19 protein-coding genes, 1 pseudogene and 1 other annotated feature are annotated in these 24,261 nt (G+C 52.6%); of the genes and pseudogenes, 11 read left to right on the forward strand and 9 right to left on the reverse strand.

The annotated features are described in order from the left end of the window. Nucleotides 1–59: 59 nt before the first annotated feature. The 5 genes from acnA to topA all read right to left on the reverse strand — a co-directional run bounded on the left by acnA (nt 60) and on the right by topA (nt 7,780). Nucleotides 60–2,741 carry an aconitate hydratase AcnA gene (gene acnA / locus AC6I8W_RS11550; protein WP_497835129.1) on the reverse strand — a complete coding sequence of 894 codons (2,682 nt, stop codon included), beginning with the start codon at nt 2,739–2,741 and terminating at the stop codon, nt 60–62. Nucleotides 2,742–3,177: 436 nt separating this feature from the next. Beyond that, nucleotides 3,178–3,357: a YciX family protein gene (locus tag AC6I8W_RS11555; protein WP_480363981.1), complete on the reverse strand. Its 180-nt coding sequence runs from the start codon at nt 3,355–3,357 to the stop codon at nt 3,178–3,180. Nucleotides 3,358–3,360: 3 nt separating this feature from the next. Further along, a complete protein-coding gene (locus AC6I8W_RS11560; RefSeq protein WP_013509244.1) occupies nt 3,361–3,519 on the reverse strand; it encodes a YmiA family putative membrane protein in 159 nt (52 codons plus the stop codon). Between the two features lie 495 nt (nt 3,520–4,014). Further along, on the reverse strand, nt 4,015–4,989 hold the full coding sequence (gene cysB / locus AC6I8W_RS11565; RefSeq protein ID WP_013509245.1) for an HTH-type transcriptional regulator CysB: 975 nt from the start codon (nt 4,987–4,989) through the stop codon (nt 4,015–4,017). Nucleotides 4,990–5,179: 190 nt separating this feature from the next. Beyond that, the gene (gene topA / locus AC6I8W_RS11570) at nt 5,180–7,780 is read right to left on the reverse strand and encodes a type I DNA topoisomerase (protein WP_497835130.1); all 2,601 of its coding nucleotides are present in this window, start codon (nt 7,778–7,780) and stop codon (nt 5,180–5,182) included. Nucleotides 7,781–8,150: 370 nt separating this feature from the next. Between topA and AC6I8W_RS11575 the strand changes: the two genes are divergently transcribed. Further along, entirely contained in the window at nt 8,151–8,402 is a 252-nt protein-coding gene (locus AC6I8W_RS11575; RefSeq protein ID WP_497835131.1) for a DUF2498 family protein, read from the forward strand. An 82-nt stretch (nt 8,403–8,484) separates the two neighbouring features. On the opposite strand, the gene sohB is transcribed toward AC6I8W_RS11575, so the two are convergent. After that, nucleotides 8,485–9,531, reverse strand: coding sequence for a protease SohB (gene sohB / locus AC6I8W_RS11580; RefSeq protein WP_497835132.1), 1,047 nt, complete (start codon nt 9,529–9,531; stop codon nt 8,485–8,487). Between the two features lie 176 nt (nt 9,532–9,707). On the opposite strand from sohB, the gene AC6I8W_RS11585 reads away from it, so the two are divergent. After that, entirely contained in the window at nt 9,708–10,472 is a 765-nt protein-coding gene (locus tag AC6I8W_RS11585; protein WP_497835133.1) for a YciK family oxidoreductase, read from the forward strand. Beyond that, nucleotides 10,469–11,059: a cob(I)yrinic acid a,c-diamide adenosyltransferase gene (cobO, locus tag AC6I8W_RS11590; protein ID WP_497835134.1), complete on the forward strand. Its 591-nt coding sequence runs from the start codon at nt 10,469–10,471 to the stop codon at nt 11,057–11,059. The genes AC6I8W_RS11585 and cobO overlap by 4 nt, the downstream gene beginning before the upstream one ends. Before the next feature lie 84 nt (nt 11,060–11,143). Here the strand turns inward: cobO and rluB are convergent, their stop codons facing one another. Next, nucleotides 11,144–12,016 carry a 23S rRNA pseudouridine(2605) synthase RluB gene (gene rluB, locus AC6I8W_RS11595; protein ID WP_497835135.1) on the reverse strand — a complete coding sequence of 291 codons (873 nt, stop codon included), beginning with the start codon at nt 12,014–12,016 and terminating at the stop codon, nt 11,144–11,146. Nucleotides 12,017–12,826: 810 nt separating this feature from the next. Here rluB and AC6I8W_RS11600 point away from each other — a divergent pair. After that, the gene (locus AC6I8W_RS11600; RefSeq protein ID WP_497835136.1) at nt 12,827–13,483 is read left to right on the forward strand and encodes a serine protease; all 657 of its coding nucleotides are present in this window, start codon (nt 12,827–12,829) and stop codon (nt 13,481–13,483) included. Here AC6I8W_RS11600 and AC6I8W_RS11605 read toward each other — a convergent pair whose 3' ends face one another. Further along, the gene (locus tag AC6I8W_RS11605) at nt 13,484–14,104 is read right to left on the reverse strand and encodes an L-threonylcarbamoyladenylate synthase (protein ID WP_497835137.1); all 621 of its coding nucleotides are present in this window, start codon (nt 14,102–14,104) and stop codon (nt 13,484–13,486) included. Nucleotides 14,105–14,116: 12 nt separating this feature from the next. Further along, nucleotides 14,117–15,001 carry an RNase RNM gene (gene rnm / locus AC6I8W_RS11610; RefSeq protein ID WP_497835138.1) on the reverse strand — a complete coding sequence of 295 codons (885 nt, stop codon included), beginning with the start codon at nt 14,999–15,001 and terminating at the stop codon, nt 14,117–14,119. A gap of 155 nt (nt 15,002–15,156) precedes the next feature. Continuing rightward, nucleotides 15,157–15,261 (forward strand) — a sequence feature (Trp leader region). Between the two features lie 23 nt (nt 15,262–15,284). Here rnm and AC6I8W_RS11615 point away from each other — a divergent pair. From AC6I8W_RS11615 to AC6I8W_RS11645, 7 genes and pseudogenes are all read left to right on the forward strand, one after another. After that, the gene (locus tag AC6I8W_RS11615; RefSeq protein ID WP_497835139.1) at nt 15,285–16,847 is read left to right on the forward strand and encodes an anthranilate synthase component 1; all 1,563 of its coding nucleotides are present in this window, start codon (nt 15,285–15,287) and stop codon (nt 16,845–16,847) included. Beyond that, nucleotides 16,847–18,440: pseudogene (gene trpD, locus AC6I8W_RS11620) on the forward strand (bifunctional anthranilate synthase glutamate amidotransferase component TrpG/anthranilate phosphoribosyltransferase TrpD). The gene AC6I8W_RS11615 and the pseudogene trpD overlap by 1 nt, the downstream one beginning before the upstream one ends. Before the next feature lies 1 nt (nt 18,441). Continuing rightward, a complete protein-coding gene (gene trpCF / locus AC6I8W_RS11625) occupies nt 18,442–19,809 on the forward strand; it encodes a bifunctional indole-3-glycerol-phosphate synthase TrpC/phosphoribosylanthranilate isomerase TrpF (RefSeq protein WP_497835140.1) in 1,368 nt (455 codons plus the stop codon). Nucleotides 19,810–19,854: 45 nt separating this feature from the next. Continuing rightward, on the forward strand, nt 19,855–21,045 hold the full coding sequence (gene trpB / locus AC6I8W_RS11630) for a tryptophan synthase subunit beta (protein ID WP_497835141.1): 1,191 nt from the start codon (nt 19,855–19,857) through the stop codon (nt 21,043–21,045). Continuing rightward, a complete protein-coding gene (gene trpA, locus AC6I8W_RS11635) occupies nt 21,045–21,848 on the forward strand; it encodes a tryptophan synthase subunit alpha (RefSeq protein WP_497835142.1) in 804 nt (267 codons plus the stop codon). The genes trpB and trpA overlap by 1 nt, the downstream gene beginning before the upstream one ends. Before the next feature lie 166 nt (nt 21,849–22,014). Beyond that, nucleotides 22,015–22,329 (forward strand): BON domain-containing protein, encoded by a 315-nt coding sequence (locus tag AC6I8W_RS11640; protein WP_013509262.1) that lies wholly within the window; start codon nt 22,015–22,017, stop codon nt 22,327–22,329. Between the two features lie 204 nt (nt 22,330–22,533). Next, nucleotides 22,534–24,207, forward strand: a complete 1,674-nt coding sequence (locus tag AC6I8W_RS11645) for a lytic polysaccharide monooxygenase (protein WP_497835143.1) — start codon at nt 22,534–22,536, stop codon at nt 24,205–24,207. Nucleotides 24,208–24,261 lie beyond the last annotated feature (54 nt).

A 24,261-nucleotide genomic window follows, 5' to 3' on the forward strand; every position in this document is an offset into this window, starting at 1 on the left:
TCATGAAACAGCGCGATAAATCGCGCCGCTACGCATACTACCCTGCTCCCGACTTTTTCTTAGTTCAGCATATTACGTATCACGTAATGCAGAATGCCGTCATGCTGGTAATAGGTCAGCTCATTGCCGGTGTCGATGCGACAACGGGTTTCCAGCGTCTCCACGCTGCCATCCGCGCGGGTCAGCGTCACCTCAACCTTACAGCCAGGCTTCAGTTGGGTCAGATTTGCCACATCAATGCACTCCTCCCCGCTTAATTTTAGCGTTTTACGCGTAACACCTTGGGGAAACTCCAGTGGCAGAATCCCCATCCCGATCAGATTCGAACGGTGGATACGCTCAAAGGACTCTGCAATCACCACACGTACGCCTTGCAGACGCGGCCCTTTAGCCGCCCAGTCACGGCTGGAGCCTGAGCCATACTCTTTCCCGGCAATCACCGCCAGTGGGACGCCCTCAGCCTGATATTTCATGGCCGCATCGTAGATCGCCAGTTGCTCATCGCTGGGGAAATGTTTGGTATACCCCCCTTCCACCCCCGGCACCATCTCGTTGCGAATACGAATATTGGCGAACGTCCCACGCATCATCACTTCATGGTTACCGCGACGCGAACCGTAGGAGTTGAAATCAGTACGCTCCACGCCATGCGCCAGCAGATATCGTCCTGCCGGGCTTTCGGCCTTGATGCTTCCTGCCGGGGAGATATGGTCGGTGGTGACGGAATCGCCGAGCATCGCCAAAATGCGAGCCCCGCTGATGTCCTGCACCGGTTTCGGCATTTTTTCCATATCGTCAAAGAACGGTGAAAGACGGATATAGGTTGAACCCTCATCCCAATCGTAGGTAGCCGCTTCGCTCACCTTGATCTGCTGCCATTCTGGGGTGCCATCAAACACTTCGGCATATTCTTTATGGAACATATCGCTGGTGACTTTCTGCACATACTCGGCAATCTCTTCCGGTGACGGCCAAATGTCCTTCAGGTACACATCCTTACCGCGCTGATCCTGGCCGATCGCTTCGGTTTGCAGATTGACCTTCATATTGCCCGCCAGTGCATACGCCACCACCAGCGGCGGCGACGCCAGCCAATTGGTTTTCACTAACGGATGGATACGACCTTCAAAGTTACGGTTGCCTGACAGCACTGCCCCCACGGTCAGATCGCCCTCTTTTATCGCGCTCTCGATGCTGTCCGGCAACGGCCCGGAGTTGCCTATGCAGGTAGTACATCCATAGCCCACCAGATTGAAACCTAACTCATCCAGATAAGGGGTGAGTTGGGCTGCGGCCAAATAATCAGACACCACTTTTGAACCGGGTGCCAGTGACGCTTTGACCCAGGGCTTACGCATCAGACCCTTTTCTACGGCTTTTTTTGCCAACAGCCCCGCCGCCATCAACACGCTGGGGTTCGAAGTGTTGGTGCAGGAGGTAATGGCGGAAATCACCACCGCACCGTCATTCAGTTGATAGCTGACGCCAGTTTCGCTGTCACGGTAATGGATGCTTTTATGTGGTTTCTGCGCCTGATTCACCTCCAGCTCGTTGCTGGCCGCGAAAGCCGCCGGAACATCACCCAAAGAGACACGGTCCTGCGGACGTTTAGGACCCGCGAGGCTGGATTCAACCTCGTTCATATCCAGCGCCAGCGTGCTGGTGAATACCGGTTCATCGCCCGGATTGCGCCACATACCTTGCGTTTTGGCATACGCCTCGACCAATTTTATCTGTGCGCTGTCACGCCCCGTCAGCGTCATGTAGCTGAGAGTGATGTCATCAATCGGGAAGAAACCACAGGTGGCACCATATTCTGGTGACATATTGGCGATGGTTGCACGATCGGCCAGCGGCAAATCTGCCAGCCCATCACCATAGAATTCAACGAACTTGCCGACGACACCGTGTTTTCTCAGCATCTGCGTCACGGTTAACACCAGGTCGGTGGCGGTGATACCTGGGCGGAGCTTGCCGGTTAATTTAAATCCAACCACGTCAGGGATTAGCATAGATACCGGCTGCCCCAGCATCGCCGCTTCAGCTTCGATGCCACCAACACCCCACCCTAGTACGCCAAGCGCATTAATCATGGTGGTATGGGAATCCGTACCGACCAAAGTGTCGGGATAGGCCACCTCCTGGCCTTCCTGGTTTTCATGCCAAATCGCCTTACCAAGGTACTCAAGGTTTACCTGATGGCAAATACCGGTGCCCGGTGGCACCACGCGAAAACGGTTGAAGGCTTTTTGCCCCCAGCGCAGGAACACATAACGTTCATGGTTGCGCTCCATCTCCAGACGCACATTCTCCTCAAACGCTTCATCATCACCAAAATGGTCAACGGTAACCGAATGGTCGATCACCAGATCCACCGGCGATAGTGGATTCACCTTCGCCACATCTCCGCCTAAACGTTTTACCGCTTCGCGCATTGCCGCTAAATCGACCACCGCCGGTACGCCAGTAAAATCCTGCATCAGTACCCGCGCCGGACGATAGGCAATTTCCCGCTCGGCATGTGCATCTTTTTGCCACGCGACCAGCGCCTGAATATCTTCCGCCGTGACGGAATCACCATCCTGCCATCGCAGCAGATTCTCCAGCAGGACTTTCATGGACTTCGGCAGGCGTTCGATATTGCCAAGCTGAACGGATGCTTTTGGCAGGCTGTAGTAGTGATAAGTCTTGTTGCCAACTTCGAGCGTTTCCCGGCTCTGCTCGCGTAACGTTAACGACATAGCTCCTCCTCCTCATAGGGTTCTCTTAACCTCAGTAACCGCAAGGTTTAGCTTAAAGATAGACCACATTCTCGTTAACGTTTTGATAACAACACGAATTGACACATTGCTTCAGAAACAAAAATGCCCCGGATATTGGCCAGGGCATTTAAAAAAAGAAATAATTTGAGTTATTAAATTACATCATCATCCATACAGCCGCGCCCCAAAAAGCAATTGAGAAGGCATATACGCTGAACCATGACAGGGTAATTGTGGAATTCATTGGTCACTCCCTCCCGGATTCCGGGTAAAAAAGGCTTCGGCCTTCAGCCTGAGCTGACGACACCATTTTTTATGTGCTGAGTGTTAAGGAAAGGGCGTTCAAATTGCCCACCGGATGACCCGGTAAAATGAAGGAGTATACGTCTATATAAAAAACTGAACGCAGGCTGCGTTATTTTGATTTCGGATCCATGAACGATTCAATAAAGCTGCGCTGCTTATCACTCAGTTCCCAGGATGAAGGGATCGCCACATCCTGTTCTGTGCTGGCAGCGTCTTTAGCTTTGCACGCTGGCGTGTTGGGCTGACGTGCAGGAACCGGAGATTTACGACTGAGTGTATTTGCCCACATGGTTTAACCCCACATACGCCAAATCATTAATGCCACCACTACCCAGAACAAAGCTGATGCAGCGAAGACAGTTAACCAGGCTTTGCGACGGATGTTACCTGAACGCTCAACCTTGGTGCTTTTAGCCCGGAAGTCCGGTTGTACAGTTAATCTCGTAGCCATAGTTTTTGATAATCACTCTCAATAAAACGATTGTTAACATCGATTAAGATTTAGGACGAATCCTAAACGCCTTAAGTCCAAAAATCCAGTTATTTTTATTGAGCACAACGATTAATGCTATTTATCAAAACATCGAAAAATGATGAGATAAATTTAATAACTAAGCAAACTATTAATTAAAAACTAACTTTGTAAATTTGGGTTAAATCGAAATTAGATCCATTTTAAATTCGAGTTTAATTTAGCGGGCCAGATAAAAAGCCCTTCTCCATCAACTCTTAACTGGAGTATGGGAATATTCCTGGGATCGCGCAAAGCGATAACGTAAAAAATGTGTACTAATTCGCATTTAACAACTAACAATGAAAAAACATGTGACCGATGTTTCATTTACATAAAATTAATCTAATTTTTGAGCTACCAATGGCGCTAAGCATCATCTGGAAAAAGAAAGGGTGCCCAATGGGCACCCCGGTAACCTAATGAGTTCGTGGGCTATTTGAAGGGTAATTTGATATCCCGGAACATCGCTTCGATGTCCTCATTGGAGCGTAATGCAACGGCGGTATCCACCACATCACGGGTCAAGTGCGGTGCAAAACGTTGAATAAAATCATACATATAGCTTCGCAGAAAGGTACTGCGTCTGAAGCCGATTTTAGTCGTGCTATTGGTAAATATCTCTGATGCTTCAATTCTAACCAGATCAGGATCCGAGACCGGGTCCACCGCCATGCTGGCAATCACCCCTACCCCCAGCCCCAGACGGACATACGTCTTAATCACATCGGCATCGGTGGCGGTAAAGACAATACGTGGTGTCAGGCCCGCGCGATTAAATGCGGTATCCAGCTCCGAGCGTCCGGTAAAGCCAAAGGTATAAGTCACCAGCGGGAACTCCGCCAGCTCTTCAATCGACACCTGCGCTTTGCCTGCCAGTGGATGGTCCGGCGTCACCACGATCGCGCGGTTCCAGTGATAGCAAGGCAACATAATCAGGTCGTCGTAGAGATGCAACGCTTCGGTGGCAATGGCAAAGTCGGCATTGCCTTTAGAAACGGCTTCAGCGATTTGCGTCGGCGAGCCTTGATGCATGTGCAGGGAAACACGTGGATAGCGCTCAATAAAACCCTTAATCACACCAGGCAGCGCATAACGCGCCTGGGTATGGGTAGTCGCGACGTAAAGTGAACCTTTGTCAGGCCACGTATGCTCTCCAGCAACCGATTTGATTGCATCCACTTTTGATAACACTTCACGGGCAATGCGAATGATTTCCTCACCGGCTGGAGTGACCTGCGTCAGGTGCTTACCGCTGCGCGCAAAAATCTGCACCCCCAGCTCATCCTCCAGCATTCTGACTTGCTTACTGATACCCGGTTGCGACGTGTATAAGCCTTCTGCCGTCGATGAGACATTGAGGTTGTGATTGACCACTTCAACGATGTAACGCAACTGCTGCAATTTCATAGTTATATCTTCCCGGTAGGCGACAGAGGAGCATTCCCAGCCAGCGTGTTTCCGCCTTGAGCAAGGTATTTCAGGGAAAGCGTGTACGCGAAAAGTAAAATCTATAACTACTATATCAGTTAAAGAAAGAATGTAGAACGATTAGCTATAAGGATGGTAAAAAGGCCAGCAGACGCTGGCCTTGTGGGGATTATTTCTTCGCTTCCTGCCAGCTACCATCGATATAGAAGGCTGACCAGCCGGTCGCTTTGCCCTCTTTTTCCGAGGCAACATATTGTTGTTTGGTTTTACGACTGAACCGCACCATGGTTTTGTTGCCTTCCGGATCGGCTGCCGGTGCTTCCGCCAGATACTTCAGTTTCTCCGGCAGGCGGTCCGCGAAGCGCTGCAACTCTTCTACCAGCGGCGCACGGGTTTCGCGCGATTTCGGGAAGGTGTTGGCAGCGAGGAACACGCCCGCAGCGCCATCACGCAGCACGAAATACGCATCTGACTTCTCGCATGCCAGCTCCGGTAACGGCACTGGATCTTCCTTCGGCGGTGCAACTTCACCATTACGCAGGATTTTACGGGTGTTCTTACACTCGTCGTTGGTACAGGCCATGTACTTACCAAAACGCCCCATTTTCAGGTGCATTTCTGAGCCACATTTTTCGCACTCAACAATCGGGCCGTCATAGCCTTTAATACGGAACTCACCGTGCTCGATTTCGTAACCGTCACATTCCGGGTTATTACCACACACGTGCAGCTTGCGCTGGTTATCAATCAGGTAGCTGTCCATCGCGGTGCCACACTTCTGGCAACGACGACGGGCGCGTAACGCGTTGGTTTCCGCGTCATCACCTTCCAGCACGTTCAGGACTTCGTTTTCCGGGATCAGGTTGATGGTTTGCTTGCAACGCTCTTTCGGTGGCAAGGCATACCCCGAACAACCAAGGAACACACCGGTGCTCGCGGTACGGATCCCCATCTTACGTCCGCAGGTCGGACAATCGATGGAGGTCAGCACCATCTGGTTCGGCTGCATGCCGCCCTCTTCCGGTTCTTTCTCCGCCTGATCCAGTTGCTGGCTGAAATCGCTGAAGAACGAATCCAGTACACCCTTCCATTCAGCCTGATTGTTCGCCACCTGGTCGAGACTGTCTTCCATATGGGCGGTGAAATCGTAGTTCATCAGCTCACGGAAGTTCTCTTCCAGACGATCGGTAACAATTTCACCCATCTTTTCAGCATAGAAACGACGGTTCTCAACCCGTACATAACCACGATCCTGAATGGTTGAAATAATCGAGGCGTAGGTCGAGGGGCGACCAATACCGCGTTTCTCCAGCTCGCGCACCAGCGAAGCTTCACTGAAGCGGGCTGGCGGTTTCGTGAAGTGCTGGCTTGGCAGCACTTCTTGTAGATCCAACACGTCGCCGACATTCACTGGTGGCAGTGTCAAATCTTCATCATTTTTACGCAGCGCTGGCATCACGCGGGTCCAGCCATCAAAACGCAGCGTGCGCCCTTTGGCTTTCAGTTTGAAGTCACCCGCACCAACGGTCAGGGTGGTGGAATCATACTGCGCCGGAACCATCTGACAGGCGACGAACTGGCGCCAAATCAGCTGATACAGTTTCTGCGCATCGGCTTCCATATCCTTGAGTTGTTCTGCCGCTACGGCCACGTCAGAAGGACGAATCGCTTCGTGCGCTTCCTGCGAGTTATCTTTGCTGGCGTAAGTATTGGGCGCATCCGGCAGATATTTCGCACCAAAACTTTTGTCGATATAACCGCGCGCCATGGCAATGGCATCCTGACTCAGGTTGGTGGAGTCAGTACGCATATAGGTAATGTGGCCCGCTTCATACAGACGCTGCGCCATCATCATGGTTTTCTTCACCCCAAAACCAAGGCGCGTACTGGCCGCCTGTTGCAGGGTGGAGGTAATAAAGGGGGCCGACGGTTTGCTGCTGGTCGGTTTATCTTCGCGATCCAGCACGTCGTAACGCGCTTTTTGCAGCAAGGCTACCGCAGCATAGGTTTGTTCGCGATTAACCGGACGGAACGCCTTATCACCCTGATGCGTGACTTGCATGGCCAGCGCGTCACCTTTCGGTGTCACGAAATCGGCATCCACTTCCCAGTACTCTTCCGGGACAAAGGCTTTGATTTCACGCTCACGCTCCACCACCAGGCGTACCGCCACCGACTGCACACGTCCGGCAGAAAGGCCGCGGGCGATTTTTTTCCACAGCAGCGGAGAAACCATATAACCCACCACGCGGTCCATAAAACGGCGCGCCTGCTGGGCATTAACACGTTCGATATTCAGTTCGCCAGGCTTCTCAAACGCCTGGCGGATCGCATTTTTGGTGATTTCGTTAAACACCACGCGGCTGAAACGCTTGTCATCGCCACCAATCACTTCCCGCAGGTGCCAGGCAATGGCTTCCCCTTCGCGGTCAAGGTCGGTTGCGAGATAGATATGGTCAGCATCGGCAGCAAGGCTTTTTAGCTCAGAGACCACTTTTTCTTTGCCCGGCAGGATTTGATAATCCGCCTGCCAGCCATGCCAGGGATCCACGCCCATACGATTGACCAGCGCGGCTTTTTCATCTTTTTTGACTTTTTTGCCAGCCGGTTTCGCTTTTTCCCCTTCGGTGGTTTTACGGGCAGTTGAACCACTGGTCGGCAAATCACGGATATGACCGACGCTGGATTTCACCACGTAGTCATTACCGAGGTATTTATTGATTGTTTTGGCCTTTGCCGGGGACTCAACGATGACGAGTGCTTTACCCATATGTACCTTTACCTAATTGAAACGTCCTGATAAACGGGGGAGGATTGAAGACCCTAAAACCCAATGGGTTCAATATTGCTGCCACTGTTTCACTTTTCAAGGCAACCGGGACAATCTCAGGTCAGATTGCATCGACTTATGCAACTTTATGATTAGGAGCGAGTTTTCCATCTGACAGTATCACACATCCCGGTGTGATCTCCCTGAAATCTGAATCGCCCACACTCTACCTGATAAAATCCGTTACGCAACTTAATTAGCATCCTGGTTAATTTTGCGCCAACCATACCGCCCTGAGCGGATTTGCACCACAACCTCTCTGGCAAGTAATATAGAAGGAGAAAAGTGGCTGTCAAAAAAGGAGTGAATAATGTCAGCTTTTACGGAATCCATTTCACGCCAGGCGTTACTGGAAAAAGCTAATCACCTGATCAAAGAACACGATGATTATTTTGCCGGTATGGTAGCGAATGACGTCGTCCAGCAGCGTGACGTGTTGGTGTTTCGCGGCCCGTTGTTTCTCGATAAAGACGACTTACCCACCGCCAAAACCACCGCCGTGTTTAACGTGTTTAAACACCTGGCGATTACCTTCTCGTCTCAGTATCACCTGGAACCGTAATCACGGTAGCGGCGCAATGTATTGCACATGTTTTTCGATCACAAACGCGCGATAAATCGCGCCGCTACAAGATAGGGTCGTTTTACAGGAGCGGCCTGTTGCCGCGCTGCCACATTTTCAGAATCAGGCGCTCTGCCGCCAGACTGGCGCTATGTGTCATACGATCAAGCATTTTCCGTTTGCGCGCATAGTGCACGCCCAACACGGTGAAGCGATCCATCTGATTGATAATCAGCGCATCGCTGGTGCCAATTTCATCCACCAGTCCTAACTCAAGTGCCTGACGACCGTACCAATGTTCACCGGTGGCCACTTTTTCTACATCCAGCGTTGGACGCATCTGGTGCACAAAGTCTTTGAACAGCAGATGGGTTTCATTCAGATCTTCACGAAACTTTTCACGACCTTCATCAGTATTTTCTCCGAATAATGTCAGGGTGCGTTTATATTGTCCGGCGGTATGCAACTCAACATCAATATCGTTACGCTTCAGCAGACGATTAAAGTTGGGGATCTGCGCCACTACACCAATCGAACCGATGATCGAGAAGGGTGCAGCAACAATGCGATCTGCCACGCACGCCATCATGTAGCCACCGCTGGCCGCCACTTTATCCACGGCTGCGGTTAATGTCAGGCCAGCATCGCGCAGACGTTGCAACTGTGAGGCCGCCAGGCCGTAGCCGTGTACCACGCCACCAGGGCTTTCCAGTTTCAGCAGGACTTCATCACCCGGGGTTGCCACCGCCAACACGGCGCTGATCTCTTCCCGTAGCGAACTGACTTCTCCGGCGTCCATACTGCCTTTAAATTCCAGCACATAAAGCGTCGGTTTTTCCGTTTCCGTCACGCCAGATTTCGCATTGCGTTTCGCGATTTTGGCTTTCTGCTTCTCTTCTTTTTTATGCTGCTTCAACCAGACTTTTTGCGCTTGCGGTTTCATCTTCGCCAACTGCAAATCTTCTTTCATCTGGAGATAGTCATCATCCAGATGGGTTAAGCGCAGCTGACCACCGCTGTGACGTTTCCGCATCGCCGCATTGAGCACAATCAGAACAATAGCTGCAATCGTCACCACTACGGTGACGGCCTTGGCCAGAAATAATCCATAACTGGAGAGTAAATCCATTCTGCCGCCTTATTAAACAGTGAATTACAGACAAAGCCCGAGTTTACCCGCTTTAATGGCATTCGTCGCCTGAATTGCCCACGGGCGGCACAGAAAGCGCGGTTGAGCGATTGCGCCGGACCGCAAATTAAGGCATAAAGCCAAAAAACCTTCTGACCTGTGCAAAGGACATCGCTGTGCATTATCAACCGAAAAGCGATCTGCTTGAAAATCGTATTATCCTGGTCACCGGTGCTTCTGATGGTATCGGCCGCGAAGCCGCGTTAACCTACGCGCGCTATGGTGCGCAGGTGATCCTGCTGGGACGTAACCCGGAAACCTTGCAGCACACCGAACAGGCGATTAATCAGCTGCATAAAAAACCGGCCTCTACCCTGCTGCTGGATTTCTCCCATGCCACCCCTGAAAGCTGTCAGCAACTCGCGGCCCAGCTGGCACAGCAGGTGCCGCACCTCGACGGCGTGCTACACAACGCCGGGATCCTTGGCGAAATTGTGCCATTAGCAGAACTGGAGCCACACATCTGGCGTCAGGTGATGCAAATTAACCTTGATGCCACCTTCTATCTCACCCAGGCCTTGCTGCCGCTGCTGCTGAAATCCGATGCCGGATCGTTGATCTTTACGACCTCCAGCGTCGGACGTGTCGGTCGTTCCGGTTGGGGAGCCTATGCGGTATCGAAGTTCGCTACCGAAGGCATGATGCAGGTACTGGCCGATGAATATAAAAACCGTCATTTGCGCGTGAACTGCATCAACCCTGGCGGCACCCGTACCAAAATGCGGGCCAGTGCCTTTCCACAGGAAGACGCCAGCTTGCTGAAAACCCCAGCGGACCTGATGCCGTTATATTTATATCTTATGGGCGATGATAGTCGCCGCAAGACCGGCATCAGTTTTGATGCCCAGCCAGGACGCAAACCCGGACCGGCCAGCGCATGAGTGAACAACGTCATCAACAACGCCAGCAGCGCTTGAAAGAACAGGTCGATGCACGCATCGCAGCAGCAAACGAGGTGCGTGGCATCCTGATGGTGTTTACCGGCAATGGCAAAGGCAAAACCACCGCTGCCTTTGGCACCGCCCTACGCGCCTGTGGTCACGGCAAGCACGTCGCGGCCATTCAGTTTATTAAAGGTGAATGGCCCAACGGCGAACGTAATCTGCTGGAACAACATGGCGTCGAATTTCAGGTAATGGCGACCGGCTTTACCTGGGAAACCCAGAACCGGGCAACCGATACCGCTGCCTGCCAGCAGGTATGGCAACACGCAAAAAGGATGCTGGCAGATCCCCAACTGGATTTAGTGATTCTGGATGAAATCACCTATATGGTCAGCATGGATTATCTGGATCTGGATGAACTGTTAGTCGCCTTGCAGCAACGGCCACGGGGACAGAGTGTGATCATTACCGGCCGCGGCTGCCATCGCAGCTTAATCGAGATGGCGGATACCGTGACGGAGATGCGTCCGGTCAAACACGCATTTGATGCCGGGATCCAGGCGCAGCAGGGTATCGACTGGTAAGCAAGGTTAGTAGCGGCACGATTTATCGTGCGTCTTTTTAAAAACGCGCGATAAATCGCGCCGCTACGGGATATGTCTTTATACTCAGGCGCCGCGTTTGCTACTGCGACGTGGTGAGTTGCTCACCTGGCTGTGGCGTTTCACAGCACGGCGAATCTGATTGGCTTTAGTACGACGGCGATCTTTTTCCACCGCGACTTTAGTCACTGTCTCTTCCGGCATGTCTACCAGGGTGCGCAGATAGTTGACCGCCGGTAATTCCATTTCCATCCAGCCACCGCGTGGCAAACCTTTTGGCAGTTGGATATCACCATAGCGCACGCGCATCAGACGGCTGACCTGCACCCCGACCGCTTCCCATAAACGACGCACTTCACGGTTACGCCCTTCGGTCAGCGTGACGTTGTACCACTGGTTGATCCCTTCTCCGCCAGCAAAACGCAGCGTTTTGAACGCGGCCGGACCATCTTCCAATTGCACGCCTTTACTCAACTGGCGAATTTTATCGTCACCCACTTCACCAAACACACGCACCGCATATTCACGTTCAACTTCACGGCTGGGGTGCATCAGGCGGTTCGCCAATTCTCCGTCGGTGGTGAACAGCATCAGGCCACAGGTGTTCACATCCAGACGACCAACGGCAATCCAGCGAGAACCACGTAGGCGTGGCAGACGATCAAACACCGTCGGACGCCCTTCCGGATCGTTACGCGTGCAAAGCTCGCCTTCAGGTTTGTAGTAGGCTAATACCCGGCACACTTCAGTGGTGGACTCGGCGATGGAAACCAGATGGCCATCAATACGGATTTTCAGGGATTTATCGTTTTCGATGCGATCGCCCAGCGTCGCCAGTTTGCCGTCAACGCTGACGCGTCCGGCTGAAATCATGGTTTCGATTTCACGACGCGAGCCATGACCGGCACGCGCTAATACTTTCTGTAATTTCTCGCTCATTGAGCAGCCTCGTTGTCGCCTTCCCAGGCGTCGTGGTAAGAAGGTGCAGATACAGGGATTACCAGTTCCCATATCGGAATTCGTCTAAGCCGCCAGACCTGCAAGCGGCCCGAGATTTTACACTAAGCATAGCAGCGTTAAAACCTTTTACTTTTCTGCCGATAACAATGGTCGCGCACTTTGTGTCCATCATGCAGTCAAAAGCGTCATCCATTCGCAAAACTAATAAATGCCCCACAGCACTGACCGGCTATTTTTCCTCAACTCCCTGAATTTTTGTCTTTTTAACTTAAGACTTATTGTTAGAAAATTAGCCGCACTTAAACAAACTGATACATTAGCCACTCTCAATACTGCAATCACAGCAGAGCCATCTATACTCATGTTAAAGTGCAATTACAAAGACTAACCACTAAGCAAAAAACAGAATTAAATTCTGATCAACGAGCTTAAGTAAGCCGCATCCCCCCACTAAATGTAAATCCTCAGCTAAATAATACTGTGGATTGGATTATATCTCTATTTTCTGATTTATTTGACAAAGATTAAATTTCTGAATTGTTCTGATTTAAAATCTGTGTAAAATTTGAGCCTGAAATCCAGTGCATCGTGAAAATAAAAAAACTTTAGTCTTACTTTTTATTATCGATTTACCAACAAATCATTAACGAGCACTGTGAAATTTCATTGATAATATAAACCGGCGCGCGCGGGAGTTGTTGCGTTAATTCATTCAGGTACGAATTAAACTTGCATACCAAAAATCTTCACCAGGGATTTTACCGGTATGCCTGAATAAAGATTACTATCATGAGAACTTCCCTGCTTTGGCCTGCGCTCGCCGCGCTGGCACTGAGCGGCTGTTCCGTGGGCCATACTGAGTACAGCCGTGCGGCGCTGCAACACGTTGATATGAGCGTGACCGGCATCCCGACTGTACTAGGTTTAGGTGTCCTCGGCACAACCATTCCCTTAACGCCAGAGTACAGCTTGACAGCTGCCCACGTTGCGACCACTGCCGTCCAACGCGTGAAGGCTTATCATCCGTATTGTGATGTGGCAATTATTTATCACAAGAACGATCCCAGCACGCTGGTTAAATTCCGCAAAAGTAATATTGGCGAACCGATTAAGATGTACGGTTACAGTTTTGTTTCGGCCATGCCAGTGGAATCAAGCGGCGTTAATTTAGCACGCACCGCCATTAATAATCGCTGGAATAAAAAACCTTGTGTGGCAATGGCTACCAATGCCGGTGTTGTTCAGGGCATGTCCGGCGGAGCCGTTTATAATTCCGACCAAACCATGGCAGGCGTCATTGTCGGCTATAGCCATCGAATTGATAATATTCGTAGTGGTCAGGCGGTATTGAAAGATGTGTCGCTGTATATTCCTTACGGCGAATTTAGAAACTGGCTGGAAAGTAATATTGGTCAGACGCCTGACAGCGCGCCTGACCATACATAATTACTGGAACGGGCGAATATCGCCCACCCCTTCACGCACGATGACCGGAGCATCGCTGGTGAGATCGACCACCGTGGTCGGCTGTTGTCCCAGCGTTCCGCCATCAATGATCAGATCGACCAGCTTACCTATGGTGTGCTGGATCTCTTCCGGATCGGATTCGGTGAAATCGTTACCTGGCAACATCAGCGAGGTAGACATCATCGGTTCGTTAAGCGCTTCCAACAGCGCCAGGGCGACCGGATTCGACGGCACTCGCAGGCCAATGGTTTTACGCTTGTCATTCATCAGACGACGTGGGACTTCTTTGGTCGCTTTCAGGATAAAGGTGTAGCTTCCCGGCGTATTGTTTTTAATGATGCGGAACGCCGAGTTGTCTACCTGCGAATAAGTCGAAAGCTCCGACAAATCGCGGCACATCAGGGTAAAATTGTGGTGTCCATCCAGCTGACGAATGCGGCAGATGCGCTCCATGGCATTTTTCTCTTCGAGACGACAACCCAGCGCATAACCTGAATCCGTCGGATAGACAATGACTCCGCCTTTATTGAGATACTCAACCGCCTGGTTGACCAGACGTGGCTGCGGGTTTTCCGGGTGAATATGGAACAGTTGACTCATAAAAACCTCATATCACCTGTCGGCTGGCATCAGATCAGGCGCAAGCACGGGAAAACGTTCCCAGATCGGCTCAACACCGCCCGGTAACCACAGCTTACGACCCAGTTCGATCCACGGACAGGGTTGGTGAAAATCCGATCCCTGCGACGCTGCCAGCTGATGATCGCGGGCATAACTCGCCAGCTGACTGCGTTCGTTCGGTGCCTGCTGGCATTGCGCCACCTCCATGGCATCGCCGCCCACTTCAGCGAAATGGGCGATCAGTCGTCTTAGCCATTTGCCGGAAAGACCGTAGCGCCCGGGGTGTGCCAGCACGGCGTAGCCACCAGAATCATGAATTGCATCAATGGCTTGTTTAATTGTACACCATTGCGGCGGCACATAACCGGTTTTCCCTCGCGCCAGGTAATTCTTAAACACCTGGGCCAGGTTATCCGCTTTGCCGATTTCAACCAGATAACGGGCAAAATGGCCGCGGGTGATCACCCCGCCCTGCGCCAGACGCAACGCACCCGCCAACGCATCAGGAATGCGTGCACGCTCAAGGCGCTCGCCAATCATCTGCGCCCGTTGTATGCGGCAGTCATGCTGCTGCGCCAAAAACTGCGTAAGCGCCTGATGCTGGCAGTCAACATGTAATCCGACGATGTGGATTTCATGGTTCTCCCATAAGGTCGAGGCTTCCAGCCCGGCGAGGACTTTAAGTGGCAAGTTCTGTTGAGCTGCCGTCTGTTGCGCTTCCACCACCCCGGCAACGGTATCGTGATCGGTAATGGCGAGCACGCCCACGCGCATCTCCACCGCACGCTGCACCAGCGCCGCAGGCGTCAGCAAGCCGTCAGAAGCCAGTGTATGGCTGTGTAAATCGTAAAGGGGAAAACGGGGGATGTCCGTCAAGGATAACTCCAGCAACTACATAAACCGGCAGGCATGATAACGATTTTGTTCTTAACTGAAAAAGGGTATTGACTTTTTTCAGCCGAACCAGTTAACTAGTACACAAGTTCACACGTAACGGGTATTTAATCATGGCTGTTGTTCACACGCATTCAAATGGTTGGTGGCGCGATGTTCCCGAATCCGGGCGACGTCGTCGTGCACAACTTGCGTAAACGCTGTGCAGATACCTGAGCCCGCCACCGAGCGGGCTTTTTTTTGAGCTAAATTCAGAGAATTCATCATGCCAAATGCGAAACCTACATTGAAGTTGATTACCGGCACCGCACCCTACCGCGAAGATCCGGCCGCAGTGTTTCATCAATTATGCGGCGCACGTCCGGCAACCCTGCTGCTTGAATCCGCCGATATCGACAGCAAACGTAACCTGAAAAGCCTGTTAATCGTCGATAGCGCCCTGCGTATCAGCGCGCTGGGTAACGTGGTCACCATTCAGGCGCTGTCTGAGAATGGCCGCGCGCTGCTGTCACTGCTGGATGAAGCGCTGCCGCAGGCGGTGCGCATTGAAGTACGCCCCGATGGCCGCGAGCTGCACTTCCCGCAACCGCAGGATTTACAGGATGAAGATTCGCGCCTGAAAGCGCTGTCGGTATTTGACGCGCTGCGTCTGATTCCACAACTGGTGCAAAGCCCGGCAGAAGAGCGTGAAGCGATGTTCCTTGGTGGTTTATTTGCCTACGATCTGGTGGCCGGTTTTGAAGAGTTACCTGATCTGCGCAATGACCAACGCTGCCCGGATTACTGTTTCTACCTGGCAGAAACGCTGCTGGTGATTGACCATCAGACACGGAGCGCCCGGTTGCAGGCCAGTCTGTTCTGCCCTTCCACCAGCGAGTTCCAGCGCCTGCAAAGCCGCATCGAACAGTTGCGCGGCCAGATGACTCAAGCCGCTCCCGCCCTGCCAGTGCAGACCGTGGAGCATATGGTGCTCAGCACCAACCAGAGCGATGAAGTCTATTGCAACGTAGTAAGGGAGATGCAGGAGGCCATTCGCATTGGTGAAATATTCCAGGTGGTGCCGTCACGCCGTTTCTCGCTGCCGTGCCCATCACCGCTGGCTGCCTACGACACACTGAAGAACAGCAACCCCAGCCCGTATATGTTCTTTATGCAGGATCAGGATTTCGCGCTGTTCGGCGCTTCGCCAGAAAGCTCGCTGAAATATGACGCCACCAGCCGCCAGATTGAAATCTATCCGATCGCCGGGACGCGTCCACGTGGTCGCCATGCCGATGGTTCGCTGGATCGCGATCTCGACAGCCGTATCGAACTGGAAATGCGCACCGACCATAAAGAACTGGCCGAACACCTGATGCTGGTTGACCTGGCGCGTAACGATCTGGCGCGCATCTGCGTGCCCGGCAGCCGCTATGTGGCTGACCTGACCAGCGTTGACCGTTACACCTTTGTGATGCATCTGGTGTCGCGCGTGGTGGGGACATTGCGCCATGACCTGGATGTTTTGCATGCCTACCGTGCGGTGATGAACATGGGCACCCTGAGCGGCGCGCCCAAAGTCCGTGCCATGCAGTTGATTGCCAACGCGGAAGGCACCCGCCGTGGCAGCTATGGCGGTGCCGTGGGTTACTTCACCGCACATGGCGATCTCGACACCTGTATCGTTATCCGCTCTGCCTGGGTGGAGGACGGCGTAGCCACGGTGCAAGCGGGTGCCGGTGTGGTGCTGGATTCTCAGCCCCAGGCCGAAGCCGACGAAAGCCGTAACAAAGCCCGCGCGGTATTGCGCGCGATTGCCACCGCCCATCACTGCAAGGAGATTTTCTGATGGCCGATATCCTGCTGCTCGATAATATCGACTCCTTTACTTACAACCTCGTTGATCAGCTGCGGACATTCGGCCACAACGTGGTGATTTACCGTAACAATCTGCCCGCGTCACTGTTAATTGAACGCTTGCAGCAGATGGAAGACCCGGTGCTGATGTTATCACCCGGTCCGGGTGCCCCCAAAGATGCGGGCTGCATGCCGGAACTGTTACGCATCCTACGTGGCCGTTTGCCGATTATCGGTATCTGTCTCGGCCATCAGGCAATTGTTGAAGCCTATGGCGGCCAGGTGGGCCAGGCCGGAGAGATTCTGCATGGCAAAGCCTCTTCCATTACCCACGACGGTATTGGCATGTTTGCCGGTCTGAGCAATCCCCTGCCGGTCGCACGCTATCACTCTCTGGTCGGCAGCAACACGCCTGCCGAGCTTACAGTCAACGCCAGCTACAACGGCATGGTAATGGCGGTACGTCACGATGCCGATCGCGTATGCGGCTTCCAGTTCCATCCTGAATCTATTCTGACCACCCAAGGCGCACGTTTGTTAGAGCAGACGTTGGCCTGGGCGCTGGCGAAGTAATAGGGAGATAATGATGCAAGCTATTCTGGAAAAACTTTATCAGGCCCAGACACTGACCCAGGCGGAAAGCCATCAGTTGTTTAGCGCCATTATTACCGGCCAACTGGAACCAACCCAACTGGCAGCGGCCCTGATTGCCATGAAGGTACGCGGGGAACGTCCGGAAGAAATCGCCGGTGCCGCGTCAGCGCTGCTGGAAGATGCCAAACCCTTCCCGCGCCCCGATTACACCTTTGCCGATATCGTTGGCACCGGTGGTGACGGCAGCAACAGCATAAATATCTCTACCGCCAGTGCGTTTGTCGCCGCAACCTGTGGCCTGAAAGTGGCGAAGCATGGCAACCGTAGCGTGTCGAGCAAGTCTGGCTCCTCCGACTTGCTGGCAGCGTTTGGCATCAATCTGGATATGCCCGCTGAACAGGCGCGGCAGGCGTTGGATGATCTGAACGTGTGTTTTCTGTTTGCGCCGCAGTATCACAGCGGTTTTCGCCACGCGATGCCAGTACGCCAACAGTTGAAAACCCGCACTCTGTTTAACGTACTCGGTCCGCTGATTAACCCGGCGCGACCGCCGCTGGCAGTGATCGGCGTGTACAGCCCGGAGCTGGTACTGCCGATTGCGCAGACGCTGAAAGTACTGGGATATCAACGCGCCGCCGTGGTTCACGGCGGTGGGATGGATGAAGTCGCGCTGCACAGTCCGACCCAGGTGGCGGAGCTGCGTGACGGTGAAATTACCGGCTATCAACTGACGCCAGAAGACTTTGGTTTCCGCTTCCACCCCCAGGAAGCGCTGGCTGGCGGCACCCCGGAAGAAAACCGTGACATTCTGGCGCGTTTACTCCAGGGTAAAGGCCAGCAAGCCCACGAGGAAGCCGTTGCGGTGAACGTGGCGATGTTGCTGAAGGTATTTGGTAATGAAGATTTGCGCGAGAACGCCCAACGCGCCATCACCGCCATTCGCAGCGGTCAGGCGTATGAACGCGTTGTCGCACTGGCAGCGAGAGGATGAGATGAGCATTAAGGGAACCGTGTTAGAAAAAATTGTGCTGGATAAAGCTGTGTGGGTCGAGGCGCGCAAAGCGCAGCAGCCGCTGGCAACCTTCCAGAACAGCCTGCAACCGGCCGAACGCCATTTTTACGATGCGCTGCGCGGTACACGCACTGCCTTTATTCTGGAGTGCAAAAAGGCTTCACCGTCGAAAGGATTGATTCGTCAGGACTTTGATCCGGCGACCATCGCCGGTGTTTATCGTCATTATGCTTCTGCCGTCTCGGTATTGACCGATGAAAAATACTTCCAGGGCAACTTTGAATTTCTGCCCATCGTAAGCCGGGCGATCACTCAGCCAGTGCTGTGCAAAGACTTTATCATCGACCCTTATCAGATCTACCTGGCGCGTCATTACCAGGCCGATGCCATCCTGTTGATGCTGTCGGTGCTGGACGATGAGCAGTATCGCCAACTGGCCGCCGTTGCCCACAGCCTGAAAATGGGTGTGCTGACGGAGGTAAGCAACGAGGAAGAACTGGAACGTGCCATCGCGCTGGAAGCCAAAGTGGTTGGCATCAATAACCGTGACCTGCGCGATCTGTCGATTGATCTGAATCGTACCCGCCAGCTGGCACCGCGTCTCAGCCACGGTGTGACGGTAATTAGCGAGTCTGGCATTCATAACTATGCACAGATTCGTGAACTCAGCCATTTCGCCAATGGCTTCCTGATCGGCTCGGCGCTGATGGAAGAAGACGATCTTAACGCGGGTGTGCGCCGCGTGTTGTTGGGTGACAACAAGGTGTGCGGTCTGACCCGTACGGAAGATGCGCGCAGCGCCCATGAAGCCGGGGCCATTTATGGCGGCGTGATTTTCGCCGCAGGTTCACCGCGTCAGGTCACCACCCAACAGGCACAGACAGTGATCGCCGCCGCACCGTTGAAATACGTTGGCGTGTTCCGCAATCAAGACATAAGTGACATTGTCACGCAAGTTACCGCGTTGAACCTGTTCGCCGTCCAGTTACACGGTGATGAAGACCAGAAATTTGTTACCGAACTGCGCCAGGCGTTGCCGGATAACGTGCAAATCTGGAAAGCACTGAGTATCAAAGATGCGCTCCCGGCACGTGACTGGCCCAATGTAGACCGTTACGTGTTCGATAATGGCCAGGGCGGCACGGGTCAACGTTTCGACTGGTCACTGCTTCAAGGGCAGGATCTGAGCAATGTGCTGCTGGCCGGTGGATTAAGCGCCGACAACTGTGTCGAAGCGGCACAACTGGGTTGCGCCGGTCTGGACTTCAACTCTGGTGTGGAATCGACACCTGGCATTAAAGATGCCAGCAAAATTGCCGCCGTATTCCGCACGCTACGCGCCTATTAATTTCTCTTGCCCGCCGGGAGCGGGCTGGATAAGGAAGATGAGAAGATGACGTTACTGAATCCCTATTTTGGCGAGTTTGGCGGCATGTATGTGCCGCAGATCCTGATGCCGGCCCTGCGCCAGCTGGAAACGGCATTCGTTGAAGCCCAACGCGACCCGGCGTTTCAGGCCGAATTTACTGACCTGTTGAAAAACTATGCTGGTCGCCCAACCGCACTGACGCTGTGCCGCAATCTGACCAAAGGCACAAGAACCCGCCTGTATCTGAAACGTGAAGATCTGCTGCACGGCGGTGCGCACAAAACTAACCAGGTGCTCGGCCAGGCGTTGTTGGCGAAGCGCATGGGCAAGAATGAAATCATCGCGGAAACGGGCGCTGGTCAACACGGTGTCGCTTCTGCTCTGGCCTGTGCGCTGCTGGGTATGAAGTGCCGCATCTACATGGGTGCGAAAGACGTTGAACGTCAGTCACCTAACGTGTTCCGTATGCGTCTGATGGGTGCTGAAGTGATTCCGGTGCACAGTGGATCCGCCACGCTGAAAGATGCCTGTAACGAGGCGCTGCGCGACTGGTCTGGCAGCTATGAAACCGCGCACTATATGCTCGGCACCGCAGCAGGCCCGCATCCCTTCCCGACTATTGTACGCGAATTTCAGCGTATGATCGGTGAAGAGACCAAAGCACAAATTCTGGAAAAAGAAGGCCGTTTACCGGATGCGGTACTGGCCTGTGTCGGTGGCGGCTCGAATGCTATCGGTATGTTCGCTGACTTTATCGATGAAACCAGCGTCGGCCTGATCGGTGTGGAACCGGCGGGTCACGGTATCGAAACCGGTGAACATGGCGCACCGCTGAAACATGGTCGCGTGGGCATCTACTTCGGTATGAAAGCACCGATGATGCAGACCGAAGAAGGTCAGATTGAAGAGTCCTACTCCATCTCGGCCGGCCTCGATTTCCCGTCCGTCGGACCGCAACACGCGCATCTCAACAGCATTGGTCGTGCGGAATACGTCTCGATCACCGACGACGAAGCACTGGACGCCTTCAAACAGCTGTCCCGTTCTGAAGGGATTATCCCGGCGCTGGAATCTTCACACGCCCTCGCCCATGCATTGAAGATGATCCGCGAAAACCCGGAAAAAGAGCAGCTGCTGGTGGTTAACCTGTCTGGTCGCGGCGATAAAGATATTTTCACCGTACACGATATTCTGAAAGCGAAGGGAGAGATCTGATGGAACGTTACAATCAGCTGTTTAAACGTCTGTCGGCGAACAAAGAAGGCGCGTTCGTTCCTTTCGTGACTCTCGGCGATCCGTCACCCGAAATGTCGCTGAAGATTATTGATGCGCTGGTCGCTGGCGGTGCTGATGCGCTGGAATTAGGCATCCCGTTCTCCGATCCGCTGGCCGATGGCCCGACCATCCAGAATGCTACCTTACGTGCTTTCGCGGCCGGGACCACTACCGCACAATGCTTTGAAATCCTCGCCGCCGTTCGCCAGAAGTATCCTGACCTGCCGATTGGCCTGCTGATGTATGCCAATCTGGTGTTCAGCAAAGGAATCGATAACTTCTACGCACAGTGCGCTGCCGTCGGCGTCGATTCGGTGCTGGTAGCTGATGTGCCGGTAGAAGAATCCGCCCCGTTCCGCCAGGCAGCGATGCGTCACAATGTGGCACCGATTTTTATCTGCCCACCTAATGCGGATGATGACCTGCTGCGTGAAATCGCGTCGCATGGCCGTGGTTATACCTACCTGCTGTCACGCGCCGGGGTGACCGGTTCAGAAAACCGCGCCCATGTGCCGTTGCAGCATTTGATCGATAAATTGCGTGAGTACCACGCGGCTCCACCGTTGCAGGGCTTTGGTATTTCCGAGCCTGGTCAGGTGAAAGAAGCCGTCGCTGCCGGTGCTGCCGGTGCGATCTCCGGTTCCGCGATTGTGAAGATTATTGAGCGTAACCAAAACCAGCCAGAGACGCTGCTGAGCGAGCTGCAAGCCTTTGTCAGTAACCTGAAGGCCGCTACCCGTTAATCTCCTCCCGCCTTGTCTGTCCCAGCGACAGATAAGGCGGTATCTCCGTTCTGATCATTTCACGCTTTTTTACCCACGTTAATTTGACCATTCTCCTCTGTCCCACCACACTTTAAACGCACCGTCACATCGCGGTGAAACATCATGTATGACAAGGAGATAACCGATGAAATTGTTTAAGGTCGTTGCAGGATTGGTGATGGCTGCGGTGATGGCGCTGGCACTCAGCGCGTGTGCACCTACGTCAACGCAGGAAGGAACCGGGGGTTACATTGATGACACGGTGATTACCACTAAAGTCAAAACCGAGTTGTTGAAGGATGACTCGCTGAAATCCACCGAGATCAATGTGGAAACCTTTAAAGGACGTGTGCAGTTAAGTGGATTTGTCAGCTCACCACAGATGGCCAACCGAGCCGTTGCCGTGACGCGCAGCGTGGCTGGCGTGAAATCGGTGGTGAATAATATGCAAATCAAATAAGTTATCGGGCGACCATCTGGTCGCCCGGTTTTATTTCGCGATATATTCAAATCATCAGGACATTTCTAAACTAACCCTTCTTCTTTCTTATCCGTTGATTATTTTATCCCGACTGGGCTGCTTTTATAATTAACAAGAAAGAGGTGATAATCACCGTTTCTTGTGAATCACACAGCAAATAAATAATCAAAAGGAAATTCCTTGATGAAACTTAAACATCGGACGTTGCTATCTTTAGTGATTGGTAGCATCTGTGCTGGCTCCGTTCCCAGCGTATTTGGTCATGGCGCATTAGTTGAGCCACCGGCACGCCAGTATCAATGTGCCTTAGAAAACAGAACGGGTAATATGTCTGCGACCTGCAAACAAGCGTCAGCCGACAGCAATGATGGTGGTCAGTCAATTTACACCTGGCAACAGTTGGTGGGATTTGTTGACGGCGACCACAGCGCGGAACGGGCCAGATTACAGATCCCCAGCAACCAAATTTGCCACGGTCAATTTAATGGGCGTGGCTTTAGCATGCCTCGCTCGGACTGGGCGACGACAGTGATCAAGCCGGACAGCAATGGTAAGGTGAGAATGCGTTATGGTTATACGCAACCTCATGATCCGTCATGGATTGAATTCTATATCAGCAAAAAAGGTTTCAATCCGGCTGAAAAAGCCCTGGGATGGGACGATATTGAACTGCTGGATACAGTCGTTTCTTCCAAAGCCACTCATCCAAGCTCAGATGCGCTTTATAGTCGCTTTGAAGATTATAACATCACCATTCCGGCAGACCGTACTGGTCGTGCAGTGATCTTCGCTCGCTGGCAGCGTAATGATGCTGGCAATGAAGGTTTTTATAACTGTAGCGATGTGATTATCGACCAGCCAGGCAGTGGTGAATTGCCTCCTGAACCCGAAAATCCGGGTGGTGAAGACGGTGGTCAGGTTACTGATTGGTTTGAATACAGTAAATTTGCCCAGGAACACAAACCTGTAGCCGGTGAATATGTTCACTTCCGTTTAATGGGCGGCGCGAAAGGGAGCAACCTGGTCGATATTAAGAAAGAGATCAACGCAACCAACGTGAATGATAAATGGATTTCTGAGCTGGCGACTGAAATTAATACCAATCATTCCAATATTGTTTTGATCGGTAAACAAACAACCAGCGGCAATATCGCTTTTGATCCAGCGGATTTGCGTAATAACGATATTTTCCTGCAAGACAAAAATCAGTCTGTGGTAGTGACCGTTGAAAAAGCGGCAAATGCGCCAGTCGCCATTGCCGGTACCCACTTCACCGTCGAAAGTAATAAAGATTCCCGCAATTACCCGTTGGATGGTTCAGCCAGTCAGAATGCGCAATCCTGGGCCTGGAGTATTGTCTCCGGTCACGATGTGGGTGCGTTGCAAACCATGGACAATGGTGAGTGGGTACAAACAGTCAACACGGCTAAAGCCCGTGCCTTGATCAAGCCAGGTAAAGTGGGCAAAGTGACCTATCGCCTGACAGTTAAAAACGGCGATAAAACCAACAGTAGCGATATCACGGTGACGGTTAAAGCACCGCAAACTAAACCTGTCGCCAATCTGGAAATTCTGGGCAACGACACCATCAATACCACCAATAAACGCGTAACTTTAAGTGCGGCCAATTCAACCTTGCCGGGGGATGCTGCACTGAATAACGCTAAGTTTGAATGGTCGGTGTTGAACAACGCCAATAAGATTGTGTTTAAGCATCGCTATGGTCAGGTTGCGACGGTCGATTATCGTGCCTCTGTGGTAATGAAAGATTTCGATGTTGATGTTCAGGTGAAAATTACCGATCCGAATACCGGTCTTTCTTCAACCGCCATCCAAACAGTTAAAGTTCGCCGTTAATCACGCATCACACTCTCTGTAACTATCGGGGAGTGTTGATTATCTCATCGCCTC

This window comes from Pantoea sp. X-Soil-TKNS-1211, assembly GCF_059730495.1.